13 protein-coding genes (1 of these 13 running past the window's edge) are annotated in these 12,661 nt (G+C 64.7%); 4 read left to right on the top strand and 9 right to left on the bottom strand.

Annotated elements, in window-relative coordinates; translation table 11 throughout:
* Positions 1-161 precede the first annotated feature (161 nt).
* Positions 162-1,202 (top strand): sensor domain-containing diguanylate cyclase, encoded by a 1,041-nt coding sequence (locus N6H05_RS01195; protein ID WP_284112375.1) that lies wholly within the window; start codon positions 162-164, stop codon positions 1,200-1,202.
* Between the two features lie 42 nt (positions 1,203-1,244).
* On the opposite strand, the gene N6H05_RS01190 is transcribed toward N6H05_RS01195, so the two are convergent.
* The 6 genes from N6H05_RS01190 to N6H05_RS01165 form a co-directional block, all read right to left on the bottom strand.
* Positions 1,245-2,252: an LLM class flavin-dependent oxidoreductase gene (locus N6H05_RS01190; protein ID WP_284112374.1), complete on the bottom strand. Its 1,008-nt coding sequence runs from the start codon at positions 2,250-2,252 to the stop codon at positions 1,245-1,247.
* Positions 2,253-2,330: 78 nt separating this feature from the next.
* Positions 2,331-3,170 carry a TauD/TfdA dioxygenase family protein gene (locus N6H05_RS01185; RefSeq protein WP_004209027.1) on the bottom strand — a complete coding sequence of 280 codons (840 nt, stop codon included), beginning with the start codon at positions 3,168-3,170 and terminating at the stop codon, positions 2,331-2,333.
* Between the two features lie 73 nt (positions 3,171-3,243).
* The gene (locus N6H05_RS01180; protein ID WP_284112373.1) at positions 3,244-3,828 is read right to left on the bottom strand and encodes a TetR/AcrR family transcriptional regulator; all 585 of its coding nucleotides are present in this window, start codon (positions 3,826-3,828) and stop codon (positions 3,244-3,246) included.
* A gap of 67 nt (positions 3,829-3,895) precedes the next feature.
* Positions 3,896-4,648: an SDR family NAD(P)-dependent oxidoreductase gene (locus N6H05_RS01175; protein WP_026109319.1), complete on the bottom strand. Its 753-nt coding sequence runs from the start codon at positions 4,646-4,648 to the stop codon at positions 3,896-3,898.
* A gap of 38 nt (positions 4,649-4,686) precedes the next feature.
* Complete coding sequence (locus tag N6H05_RS01170; RefSeq protein WP_206434215.1) at positions 4,687-5,508, bottom strand: TauD/TfdA dioxygenase family protein; 822 nt, start codon at positions 5,506-5,508, stop codon at positions 4,687-4,689.
* A gap of 104 nt (positions 5,509-5,612) precedes the next feature.
* A complete protein-coding gene (locus N6H05_RS01165; RefSeq protein ID WP_284112372.1) occupies positions 5,613-6,125 on the bottom strand; it encodes a nuclear transport factor 2 family protein in 513 nt (170 codons plus the stop codon).
* Between the two features lie 124 nt (positions 6,126-6,249).
* Here N6H05_RS01165 and N6H05_RS01160 point away from each other — a divergent pair, with 124 nt between their 5' ends.
* Positions 6,250-6,810, top strand: a complete 561-nt coding sequence (locus N6H05_RS01160; RefSeq protein ID WP_284112371.1) for a TetR/AcrR family transcriptional regulator — start codon at positions 6,250-6,252, stop codon at positions 6,808-6,810.
* Between the two features lie 97 nt (positions 6,811-6,907).
* Positions 6,908-8,359 carry a carboxylesterase/lipase family protein gene (locus tag N6H05_RS01155; protein ID WP_284112370.1) on the top strand — a complete coding sequence of 484 codons (1,452 nt, stop codon included), beginning with the start codon at positions 6,908-6,910 and terminating at the stop codon, positions 8,357-8,359.
* 140 nt (positions 8,360-8,499) lie between these two features.
* On the opposite strand, the gene N6H05_RS01150 is transcribed toward N6H05_RS01155, so the two are convergent.
* The 3 genes from N6H05_RS01150 to cysD all read right to left on the bottom strand — a co-directional run bounded on the left by N6H05_RS01150 (position 8,500) and on the right by cysD (position 12,207).
* Positions 8,500-9,231 (bottom strand): 3'(2'),5'-bisphosphate nucleotidase CysQ, encoded by a 732-nt coding sequence (locus tag N6H05_RS01150; RefSeq protein ID WP_284114140.1) that lies wholly within the window; start codon positions 9,229-9,231, stop codon positions 8,500-8,502.
* A gap of 8 nt (positions 9,232-9,239) precedes the next feature.
* A complete protein-coding gene (gene cysN / locus N6H05_RS01145) occupies positions 9,240-11,174 on the bottom strand; it encodes a sulfate adenylyltransferase subunit CysN (protein WP_284112369.1) in 1,935 nt (644 codons plus the stop codon).
* 127 nt (positions 11,175-11,301) lie between these two features.
* Positions 11,302-12,207, bottom strand: coding sequence for a sulfate adenylyltransferase subunit CysD (cysD, locus tag N6H05_RS01140; RefSeq protein ID WP_284112368.1), 906 nt, complete (start codon positions 12,205-12,207; stop codon positions 11,302-11,304).
* 218 nt (positions 12,208-12,425) lie between these two features.
* On the opposite strand from cysD, the gene N6H05_RS01135 reads away from it, so the two are divergent.
* Positions 12,426-12,661, top strand: partial view of an aldo/keto reductase gene (locus tag N6H05_RS01135; RefSeq protein WP_284112367.1) — the 5' end (the start) only. The gene runs 778 nt beyond the window's last position; only the first 236 of its 1,014 coding nucleotides appear in the window; its start codon is at positions 12,426-12,428; its stop codon lies beyond the right edge, outside the window.

Here is a 12,661-nt window from a genome sequence, read left to right as displayed (position 1 = left end):
AGCGTTATACAAATAGATATTATCTGTAAAATACGCTTTTTCTTGAGCTTTCCAAGCATGGCTGTAAATATCGGGCCTGTTGATTGCATGGCAATCCCGAACATTGGCCATTCTGTCGTTGGATGGTTCCTTGTCGGACGAGGCCATGGGAAAGAGAGGACATGGATAGCGTAGCCAGGCCCTTGCCGGCCGCCGCATCCGGCGAAACCCTATCGGCCGCGGAGGATATCCGGCTGCCGCTCCAGTTCATCAATGATCTCGCCGCGTCGCAATCCATGGCTGACATACCGGCCATCGTCGCCCGTTGGTTCCGCTCGATCTTCGAGGCGGACCGGGCCTCGATCACGCTGGTCGACGGCGATACCCATCTCAAGCTGATCGCGCTGGAGGGGAATGACGCCATTCCCCGCGATACGCCGATCCCGATTGCCGGCACGATGGTCGGCCGGGTCTTTTCCACGGCGCGGGCGGAATGGTGCAACGACCTGTCGCGATCGGCGGATCTGGATGCGCAAATGCTGGCCGGCCATGGCATCCTTTCCTGCCTCGACGTGCCGCTGTTCAGCGGCAACCAATGCTTCGGCACGATCAATGTCGGCCGGACCATATGCGACGCCTTTGACCGCAGCGACGAACGGCGCTTGTCGGCGATGGCGCATTTCATCGCGGCGCTGATGCATATCCATCGCCAGGCCGACTGCCTGCAGCAACTGGCCGATCGCGATCCGCTGACCGATACGCTCAATCGCCGGGCCTTCATCGAGCATTTCAAGGCGATCGGTGCGTCAGGGACGGGCCATGGCGTGGCGCTGATCGACCTCGATCATTTCAAGGCGATCAATGACCGGTTCGGCCATGATGTCGGCGACCGGGTGTTGGTGCAGGTCGGGCAATTGCTGCACGGCGTGTGCCGCAAGGGCGACCTGATCGCGCGCTTCGGCGGCGAGGAGTTCCTGATCGCGGTGCAGGATATCGACGCATTGGATTTCCATGCGCTGCTCGAACGTCTGTTGCAACGGATGCGGGCCATGCCGGTCGAGACCGACCAGGGCATGATTCCCGTCACGGCCAGCATCGGTGCGGTCTGCGTCGCCCCGCCCGAACCGGCGTTCGATGCCATCTATAGCTGCGCCGATCAGGCGCTGTATCGGGCCAAGAAGCTGGGCCGCAACCGGATCGAATTTGCGCTGATGCCGGTATAGGTGGGATGCAGGCGGGACGAGATGGATGCGATCGTCCGCCCTTCAGAAGGCGGGCATCACCTTGTCGGCGAAGAGCTGGGCATAGGGCTGGAACTTTGCCGGGGGCAGGCCAGGCGGGAGCATCATCATGATATGCTCGACATTGATGCGCTCCTGCATTGCGCGGAAATGGTCGATCGCCGCGTCGGGGGTGAGGATCTGCAGGATGCCGCTGCGCTTGAACGCATCGAGCGACATGGGCTTGAGCGCCACCTTGTCGATGCCCGATGCCTGATCCTCGGCCAGCCACGCGCCATAGGTTTCGTTCACATGGTGGAAATAGGGGGCAATCTCCGCCATTGCCGCCTCGGGGTCTTCGGCGACCAGGGTGAACAGGCTCTGGATGCGGATGCGCGCGGCGGCCGGGTCTTTCCCCTCGGCGCGCAGCTTGTCGGCATAGAGGCCGCACACTTCCTCATTGCCGAAATAGCCGTCGGCATATCGGGCCACCCGTGCCAGCGCCTTTTCGGCAAAGCCGCCAATATAGAGGGGGATGCGCCCGCGCGGCGCGGCCGGGCGCAGGGTCGCGCCGGCGACATTGTAATGCTGCCCGGCAAAATCGACCGTCTCGCCGGCCCATAGCCGCTGGACGATTGCCAGAAACTCGTCGAAGCGCGCGCCGCGCTTGCCGAAATCGACGCCATAGGCTTGGGTCTCGCGGCGGCGATAGCCGATCGCCAGCGCCATCTCCAGCCGGCCGTCGGACAGGATATCCAGCACCGCGCATTCCTCCGCAAAGCGGACCGGATGATAGAGCGGGGCGAGCGCGATCGCTGATCCCAGCCTGATCTTGCTGGTGCGCGCCGCGATTGCCGCCAGTGCGACATTGGGCGCGGGCATATAGCCATCCTGTGCGCCATGATGTTCGGGCACCCAGGCACCGGCAAAGCCCGCCGTTTCGCTCCAGGCGACGAAGTCCAATATCTCGGCATAGAGATCGGCCGGCCGCCGTTCCCATTGGGGCGGGTTCCGGAAATCATAGAGATAGCCGAAGGTCAGCGGGGTGCTCATGACGATGCTCCGAGGGCAGGGCAAAACGCCCGCCAACCCGGTAGGGCGGCGGGCGCGGAAAGGCCGTGGGGCCGCTCCTTATTCGAAGGGTTCTTCGCCCTGCAGCTTGGTGCGGTGCATCATCCGGTTGCAGTCGGGATCATATTTCTCGGCCCGGTGCATGGTGCCGGTATTGTCCCAGATCACCAGGTCGCCGACGCTCCATTCATGGCTGTAGCTGAATTCCTCGCGGGTCGCCCATTCGCGCAGCCCGACCAGGATTTCGGCGCTGGCATAGGGATCGAGATCCTTGACCCGCTGGGCGGTGCAGCCCAGCACCAGCGACTTGCGGCCCGACTTGTGGTTCCACACCAGGGGCAGCTCATTCTCGCCGACCTGGCGCATGCCCTTCAGCTTGGCGAGGCTGGGTTCGGGCTCATAATAGAAGACCGTCGCCCAGACCGAGTGGATCACGCGCAGCGTCTCATATTCGGCCTTCTGCTCGTCGGTTAGCGCCTCATAGGCGGCATAGGTGTTGCAGAAACCGGTATTGCCGCCCCAGGTCGCGGGCACCTTGCACGACAGCAAAGAGGCGAGGATCGGCACGTCGTTCATCGTGCCGTCGATATGCCAGTAGAGCGAGCCCTTGAGATATTCGGCGCTCTGCGGATTTTCCTTCACGTCGAGGGTGATCTTGTGGATTTCCTCGCCACCGCGATGCTCGGGGGCAAAGGCGCCCAGCGTCTTGGTGAAGGCGATCTGTTCCTCGTCGGTGAAGTCGATCTTCGGGAAGACCAGCACGCCGCGCTGTTCCAGCAGCTCGCGAATCTGCGGCGCCAGTTCGCCGGCCAGCAGCTCCTCCTTGCTGTTGAGGATGCGGCTGCCGATGCTCGGCTTGATATCTTCATGCACGAAACGGGTAATGGTGGTGGCGGACATGCCTTGCTCTCCTATGCATCCCTGCGCGTTTGAACACATGTTCAACATGCCTGCATGGAAAAGTCAATGCCTCTCATTTTTCGGGCGGCAGCAATTCGTCCAATAGCGCCTCGACCGAAGCGCGGGCGTCGGCATGGCCGCTCGCAACCCCCATGTCGGCTTCCATCACCAAGGTGCGGCCGACCGCCGCGAGCAACAGGCTGAGGCCCGCCGCCGTCACCTTGTGACCGGCTAGTCGATCGCCCAGCAATTGCTCCATCAACTGCGCCTGGCGATCCCGCATCGCTTCGCTGTGGCGGGCGATCTCGGCACGGATCGCCTTGCGATGATTGGCCATGGCAACGAATTCCATCGCCAGCGCGTTGCGGCTGGGGTCGGAGAAGAATCGCCACAGCGCCCGCACCGGATCGGCGCTGGTCAGCGCCGCCTCGATCATCGCGTCGCTCTGTTCGGCGCCGCGGCGGAACACCGCCAGCAGCAGGTCGTCGGTGGTCGGGAAATAATAATGGACCAGCGAAGGCGGCAACTCGGCGCGCAGCGCCACCCGGCGCGAACTGGCGGCGGCATAGCCTTCGTCGCGGATCACCTGTTCGGTGGCCTCCACGATCCGGGCGCGGGTTTCGGAGCTTTCGGCGCCGACGCGACGTTTCTGGACCATGGCCGGAGCATAAATGGCCGGGCCGCCCATGCAAGCGTCCCGGCTCTCATCGCCAGATGCGATCCTGTTAATGCGACCCCATATAGCGACCGCCATTGGTGCTGATCGTCTGGCCGGTGATGTAGCTGGCTTCTTCCGACGCCAGATAGGCGCAGGCGGCGGCGATATCTTCCGGCTTGCCGATCCGCTTCATCGGCAGCGTCTGGGCAAAGGCGTCGGCGTCGATCGGTGCGGCACGCAACATCGGCGTGTCGATGAAGCCGGGCGGCACCATGTTGAAGGTCACGCCGCTCGGCGCGAATTCCAGCGCCAGCGCCTTGGTCATGCCCATCAGGCCGCCCTTGGACGAGACATAATGGCCCTGGGCGAAGGAACCCGACTGGACCGAGGAGGAGGTGATGTTGATCACCCGGCCCCAGCCGGCGGCGAGCATGTCGGGCAGCACTTCCTTGGTCAGCAGATAGGGGCCGCGCAGGTTGATGTGGATGACCTTGTCGAACAGGTCGTCATCGATGTCCATGAACGGGGTGAAGGGGGCGATGCCGGCATTGTTCACCAGGATGGCAATCGGCCCCAGCTTCGCCCGCGTCTCTTCTGCCGCCGCATGGATCGCCGCCTTGTCCGAACAGTCGACGGTGATGGCGATGGCAGTGCCGCCCGCCGCCTCGATCAGTTTGACTGTCTCGGCCGCGCCGTCGCCGTTGATGTCCCACACCGCGATCTTCGCCGTATCTTCGGCCAGGCGCAGCGCGATCGCGCGGCCAATGCCCGAACCCGCACCCGTGACCACGGCCGTGCGGCCGTTGAGAGACCTCGTCATCGCAATTCCTTCCTATATGTCAATTTCGGTGTCGCTTTTCAGGCGCCGACCAGTTGTTCGATCGCCTCGATCGTCGTGCGGTGCATCATCCGATTTTCTTCCAGCGGATAGGGATCGACCCGGTGCATCGTGCCGCTATTGTCCCAGATCAGCAGGTCGCCCTCGGTCCAGTCATGGCGATAGACGAATTGCGGCTGGATCGCCCATTCGCGCAGCCTGGACAGCAGCACGCGACCCTGCGCCGGGTCCATCCCCTCGACATGGTCGGCGGTAGATCCCAGCACCAGCGACTTGCGGCCGGTCTCATGGGTCCAGACCAAGGGATGCACCTTGGGCGTGCGCATCTGCCAGAAATTCAGCTCCGCCACGGTGGGTTCGGGGTTCACATAGCGCTGCGACGTCTCGAAGCTGTGGACCACGCGCAGCCCGTCATAGGCGGCCTTCTCTTCGTCGGGCAGGTCGTCCCAGGCGGCATAGGTGTTGGCGAAATAGGTGCTGCCGCCAGTCCTGGACAGCGACTTGGCGTTCAGTGTCGCGGCGAAATTGGGCACATCGTCGCTTGCCCCGTCGATATGCCAGAAGAAGGCGCCCTTGATATATTCGGCGCCGGGATTTTCCTTGGGGTCGATCGTCACCTTGAAGATGCCGCCTTCGCCCTGCGGCTGGACCCGGCCCAGCGTGTGGGAAAAGGCCAGCTGATCTTCGCGACTCATGTGCAGTCCGCGCACGATCAGCACGCCGCGCTGCTGCAACAGCGCCAGGATCGTGTCGGCGTGGGCGCCCGACACCAGGGTTGCCGCGTCGGTCCGGATCTCGGTGCCGATACGCGCGGTCAGGTCGATCGTCGAAAAGGCCATCATCCGCTCCAGCGGGCGCCTGTCGCGCCCCTCTTCTTGGCCATCATCAACAGGATTGTTGATTTGACTGTCAAGGAAGTGGCGGTGACATCGCTGCGGCGAAGCGGCTAGCGGCCGGCCCCGCGCGCGAACAGCGGCGCCAGCAGCGCATAGCTGGGATCATGCACCGGCACCGGCTTGTCGCCATGGTCGGCGGCGGGTTGCAACAGCTTCATGTCGAAGCTCACCACCCGCTTGGCGAAGCGCCACTGGCCATCGACGCGGCGATAGCTGTCGATATAGCGCACCCCCTGGATATCGTGCAGCAGCCCGCCCTTGCCGTCGGGGATCAGGTGCCAGGCAATGGCATAGACCTCGCCTTCGCCGGTATCGCCGTCGACATTGACCAGATGGTTGCAGACGAAATGATTGCCGATATGCATGTGCGGCAGCGACGCTTCGAGAAAGGCGACATAGCCGTCGACCGGTCCGTCATAATAGGTGCCATGGCTGTCGGTCGCGTCGTCAGTATAGAGCGATCGGATCAGCGCGAAGTCATGCCGGTCGACCCCGCGCGAATAGAGCTGGGCCAGTTCCCTGATCTCTTCCTTGGCGATCAGCGTTTCGATCCGGCTGTCCATGGCGTGCTTCCTCTCCTGTCGGGCCGGACCCTAATCGGGCAGGGGCGCCGGGCAATGGGGCGGGGGCGGATCATCGGCCGGGCGATCCTCCCCTCTGTTCAGGCGGGTGCGAAGGCCCTAAGCCATGGCCCCGATGGATAATCTGCCGACCGACGCGCGCCAGCTGCGCTCCCGCCGCCAGCTGCTCGACGCGATGCTCCACATGCTGGAAACCCGCCCCTATGATCAGGTGACGATCCGCGAGGTCGCGCGCGAGGCGGAGGTCGGCTACGCCACCTTCTTCCGCCATTATCCTTCCAAGGATGCGCTGCTGCACGATCTCGCCGCCGGGCAGATCGCCGACCTTTTGCAGCGCGCGCTACCGATCCTGTTCGCCGATGATGCGCGCCAGTCCTGCATGACTCTGTTCGCTTATGTCAGCGAACGGCGCGCGCTCTGGTCGGCCTTTCTGACCGGCGGTGCGGCGACCATGCTCAAGCAGGAATTTACCGACCAGGCACGCCAGCTGGCGCAGCAGACGCCGCACGATGCCGGATGGCTGCCCGACGAACTGCGCATCGTCTTCGCGGTCAGCGCCACGGTCGAGATTCTCGCCTGGTGGCTGCAGCAGGAACCCGATTATCCGCTCGATCGCATGGCGGAAATTCTCGACCGGCTGGTCGTCACGCCATCGATGCAGCCCTGATCGGGCAGGGGCATCGCCCCGCCGCTATCTGAATCCCGCGCGTTGGCGCCTCATCCAGCGCCGCCTAGCATCTTCGCCGCAAGACGGAAGGGGCGGCATGGACGGATTGACGGTGACGACGACGGCTGGGCTGGTGCGCGGCATCCTGGCGAACGGCGTGCGATGCTGGCGCGGCATCCCTTATGCGCGGGGCGACCGCTTTGCCGCCCCGGAAGCGCCGACGCCCTGGAATGATGTGCGCGACGCATCGCGTCCCGGTCCGCAATGTCCGCAAATGTATGGCAATCTGGCGAAGCGAGCGCGGCTGTCGATGCCCGACTTTGCCGAGGATTGCCTGTCGCTCAACATCCATGTGCCCGATGGCGCGACCGGCCCGCTGCCGGTCTATGTCTGGGTCCATGGCGGCGCCTTCGTTGCGGGCGGCGGCCATAGCTATGACGGCAGCGACCTTGCCCGCGACGGTGACATCATCGTCGTCACCATCAACTATCGGCTGGGCGTACTCGGCTTCGTCAATTTCGGCGCGGTCGTGCCGGGCATCCCCTCCAATCTCGGCCTGCGCGACCAGATTGCGGCGCTTGGCTGGGTGCGCGACAATATCGCGGCCTTCGGCGGCGATCCGGCGCGGGTGACGGTCGGCGGCCAGTCGGCCGGCTCCATGTCGGTCTCGCTGCTGCTCCATGCGCGCGCCGCGCGCGGTCTCTTTGCCGGGGCGATCATGCAGAGCGGTGCCGTCAGCCTGATCCATGGCCGCGCCCGCAGCGAACAGGTGGCGCGCGATTATATGGCGGCGCTCGGCGATCCCGATCTGGCTGCGCTGCGCAGCATGGACCTCATCCGCCTGTTCGAGGCGCAGGGCGCGGCTGGCGCCGCCAATCCCGGCACCATTCCTTCCGCCCCCTGGTTCGACGGCGACCTGCTGCCTGCCTCGCTGGCGGAGGCGGTGGCCGAGCCGGCCGCGCCGGTGCCGTTGCTCGCCGGTGCCACGCGTGAGGAAATCCGCCTGTTCGAACTGATGCCCGGCGATATCCTGCCGACCGGCTGGCCGGCACTCGAAGCCTTGCTCCATGCGCAATTGCCGGCCGACCATGCCGCGCGCATCCTGGCCGCCTATCCGCGCGACAAGGCGGGGCGCCGCGCGCTCGCCACCGATCTCACCTTCCTGATGCCGACGCGCCATTTTGCCGATCGCCAGTCGGGGCAGGCGCCGACCTGGTTCTATCGCTTCGACTATCGCCATCCGATCGCCGGCGCCGCCCATGGCCTCGACCTGACCCTGACCTGGCCGATGCGCGGCCTGCGCGCCGCCTTTGCGCGGGGCGGGCCGATGCGCGGGCGCCGGGCTGCGCTCGGCCGGCGGATGACCGATCATATCGCCCATTTCGTCCGTCATGGCGCGCCCGAGCCGGACTGGCCCGCCTATATGCCGGGCCGGCCGGCGGTGAAGATTTTCGACCTGACGGATCGGGTGGAGGTCGATCCGGACGGCGATCGTTGGCGCGCCTGGGCGGGCGCCGATGTCGGCGCCGGACTGACGACCCGCGCCTAGGGGCAATCGACATTCAGCCCTGACGGCCTGCAAATGGCGGTTTTCCGCGCTTCCGGTGCTCACGTACTTTAAGTACGCTGCGCTCCGGGTCACGGAAATCCACCATTTTCGTCACGTCATCATCTGAATGTCGATCGCCCCTAGCCCTTCAGTGCCCCCAGCACCATGTCGGCATGTTCGTGCCGGCAGATGAGAAGGTCAGGCATGTATGTGTCTTCTTGGTTGTAGGTCAGCGGCGATCCATCGATGCGGGATGCGTGGAGGCCGTGTGCGAGTGCGACGGCGGCGGGGGCGCAGCTGTCCCATTCATATTGGCCGCCGGCGTGGAGATAGATGTCGGCCTGTCCCAGGATCACCGCCATGGCCTTGGCGCCGGCTGATCCCATGGGGACCAGTTCGGCGCCCAGCGCTTCGGCGACCGCGACCGCCTGGGGTGCGGGGCGGGTGCGGGATACGACCATGCGGAGCTTCTCGGGCGCGGGCGGGATTGCGCGCGGCTGGTCGGTGCGCAGGACGATGCCGTCGTCATGGCCGGGCAGCGCAACCGCACCGATGGTCGGTACGCCGTCGATGGCAAGACCGACATGGACGGCCCAGTCGGCGCGTTCCTCGCCATATTCGCGGGTGCCGTCGACCGGATCGACGATCCACACGCGGCTGTGCTGGAGCCGCGCCCCGTCACAGGCCATCTCCTCGGAGAGCAGGCCATCCTGTGCCCGCTGCTCCCGCAGCGCATGGACGAGGAACTGGTTGGCGGTCTGGTCGCCGGCCTTGCCGAGCGCCCTGGCGCTGAACAGGCCCGAGGCGCGGACCTCCAGCAGCAGGCGGCCGGCGGTTTCGGCGAGATGGGCGGCCAGGTCCGCGTCTGTCATCATGTTGCTCATTTGAGCGGCATGATCTTGCGGATGATATGCTCGGCGGCTTCCTCCGGGGTCATCTCGACGGTGTTGACCCGGATTTCGGGGCTGGTGGGCGCCTCATAGGGGCTGTCGATGCCGGTGAAGTTCTTGAGGGCACCCGATCGCGCCTTCTTGTAGAGACCCTTGACGTCGCGCGCCTCGGCAACCTCGAGGGGCGTATCGACGAAGATCTCGATGAACTCGCCTTGCGGCAGCATCTCGCGCACCATCTCGCGCTCGGCGCGGAAGGGCGAGATGAAGGCGGTCAGCACGATCAGGCCCGCGTCGGCCATCAGCTTGGCAACCTCGCCGACGCGGCGGATATTCTCGATCCGATCCGCCTCGGTAAAGCCCAGATCCTTGTTGAGGCCATGGCGGATATTGTCGCCATCCAAGAGGAAGGTGTGGCGGTTCATCAGCGCGAGCCGCTTTTCCACCTCATTGGCGATGGTCGACTTGCCCGAGCCGGAGAGACCGGTGAACCAGAGGATGCGGGGCAGCTGGTTCTTGAGCGCGGCATGGTCCTGCCGGCCGATATCGGTCGCCTGCCAATGGACATTCTGGGCGCGGCGCAGCGAGAAGTGGAGCATGCCCGCCGCCACGGTGCGGTTGCTGATCTTGTCGATCAGAATGAAGCCGCCGAGCGTGCGGTTGTCGGCATAGGGCTCGAAGCTGATCGGCTTGTCGGTCGCCAGTTCAGCCACGCCAATGGCATTCAAGTCCAGCGTCTTGGCGGCCAGATGCTCCATCGTGTTGACGTTGACGACATATTTGGGCGCCTGGACGGTGGCCGATACGCTCTGCGTGCCGATCTTGAGCCAATAGGGCCGGCCCGGCAGCATCGCCTCGTCATCCATCCACACGATGGTCGCCTCGAACTGGCTGGAGACTTGCGGAGGATTGTCGGCGACCGCGATCACGTCGCCGCGCGAACAGTCGATCTCGTCGGCAAAGCAGAGCGTGACCGACTGGCCGGCAATCGCCTCGTCCAGGTCACCATCCAGCGTAACGATGCGACTGATGGTGCTGGTCTTGCCCGAGGGCAGCCCCCGCACGGCATCGCCCGGCTTGACCGATCCGCTGGCGATCAGGCCGGCAAAGCCGCGAAAGTCGAGGTTGGGGCGATTGACCCACTGGACCGGCATGCGGAAGGGCTTGGCCGCTGCAGTGGTGGCATCGACCTCGACGCTTTCGAGATGGGCCATCAGGGTCGGCCCCTGATACCAGGGCGTATTCTCGGACCGGGCGGTGATATTGTCGCCCTTGAAGCCGGAGATGGGGATGGGCGTGAAGGCGCTGATGCCGATGCTCTGCGCGAACGCGGCATAATCGGCGACGATCCTGTCGAACACGGCCTGATCATAGCCGACCAGGTCCATCTTGTTGACGGCGAGCACGATGTTGCGGATGCCGATCAGGTGGGCGAGGTAGCTATGGCGCCGCGTCTGGGTGAGGATGCCCTTGCGCGCGTCGATCAGGATGACGGCCAGGTCGGCGGTGGACGCGCCGGTGACCATGTTGCGGGTATATTGTTCATGGCCGGGCGTATCGGCGACGATGAACTTGCGCTTCTCGGTGGCGAAGAAGCGATAGGCGACGTCGATGGTGATGCCCTGTTCGCGCTCGGCGGCGAGGCCATCGACCAGCAGGGCGAAGTCGATCTCGCCGCCTTGCGTGCCGACGCGCTTGCTGTCCGCCTGCAGCGCTTCGAGCTGATCCTCGAAGATCATCTTCGAATCATAGAGCAGCCGCCCGATCAGGGTGGACTTGCCGTCATCGACGCTGCCGCAGGTGATGAAGCGCAGCATGGTCTTGTGCTGATGGACGTCGAGATAGGCGTCGATGTCCTGCGCGATCAGCGCATCGGTCTGGTAGATCGGGGCCTGGCTGTCGGGCTGGGTGAGCGTATCGGTCATTGGCTTTGTCCCGTCATCCCAGCGAAGGCTGGGATCTGGTTGATCTTGGAGAGGGTCAGCCCGGAGGCCTGAGGCCCCGGCCTTTGCCGGGGTTGACGCTTCGGAACGCTACGCATTCCGTGGCGCGTCAAAAGTAACCCTCCTGCTTCTTCTTCTCCATGCCGGCGCCGCCGGCATCCTTGTCGATGGCACGGCCCTGGCGCTCGGATGTGGTGGTGAGCAGCATCTCCTGGATCACCTCGGACAGGGTGCTGGCCTCGCTCTCGACTGCGCCGGTGAGGGGATAACAGCCCAAAGTGCGGAAGCGGATCGAGCGCTCGACCGGCACTTCGCCGGGCGCGAGCGGGAAGCGGTCATCATCGACCATCAGCAGCATGCCGTCGCGCTCGACGGTGGGGCGCGGCGCAGCGAAATAGAGCGGCACGATCTCGATGCCTTCGAGCTGGATATATTGCCAGATGTCGAGCTCGGTCCAGTTGCTGATCGGAAAGACGCGGATGCTCTCGCCCTTGGCCTTGCGCGCGTTGTAGAGGTTCCACAGTTCGGGCCGCTGGTTCTTGGGATCCCAGCCGTGCGAGGCAGTACGGAAGGAGAAGATGCGCTCCTTGGCGCGGCTCTTCTCCTCGTCGCGCCGCGCGCCGCCAAAGGCCGCGTCGAAGCCGAACTTGTCGAGCGCCTGCTTCAACCCTTCCGTCTTCCACATGTCGGTATGGAGCGCGCCATGGTCGAACGGGTTGATGCCGCGCGCCTGCGCCTCGGGATTATGATGGACCAGCAGTTCCATCCCCGCGTCGCGCGCGGCCTTGTCGCGCAGATCGTACATCGCCCGGAACTTCCAGGTGGTGTCGACATGGAGCAGGGGGAAGGGCGGCGGCGAGGGATAGAAGGCCTTCTTGGCCAGATGCAGCATCACTGCGCTGTCCTTGCCCACCGAATACAGCATCACAGGCCGTTCCGCCTCCGACACAACCTCCCGCAATATATGTATACTCTCCGCCTCTAGGCGCTCCAAATGGGTAAGGTTCCGGGTCATGGGCTCGCTCGCGCCGCTGGACGGCATAAGGGTCTATAATGTGCCGTCGAAATGACCCTGCTGCGCCCGCCGGGCAAGATTGGCTTTATTAAGCCGGGTAAACCCCATCTTCTTTCGTCCTGCCGGGTGAGGGCATGACCAAGGGCATGACAGAGCGGAGAGGCGGACCTATCTCTTGCGCCATGCACGGCTCCAACCGACAGGATGCTTCCCACCCCATGACGACCACTCTTCCCACCCGCCGCCTGGGCGCGCTCACCGTTTCCGCCATCGGCCTTGGCTGCATGAACCTCTCCCATGCCTATCTGCCGCGCCCGTCTGCGGATGAGGCCGAACGGCTGCTGCGCCATGCGCTCGATGTCGGCGTCACCTTCTTCGACACCGCCGCCCTCTATGGCTTCGGCGCCAATGAGGAATTGCTTGGCCGCACCATCATGGACCGGCGCGCCGACTT

It is taken from the genome of Sphingobium sp. WTD-1 (genome assembly GCF_030128825.1).
In the GTDB taxonomy this organism is placed as follows: Bacteria; Pseudomonadota; Alphaproteobacteria; order Sphingomonadales; family Sphingomonadaceae; genus Sphingobium.
Note: the sequence above shows the minus strand (reverse complement) of the source record. Positions and strands in the feature narration are given on the sequence as shown.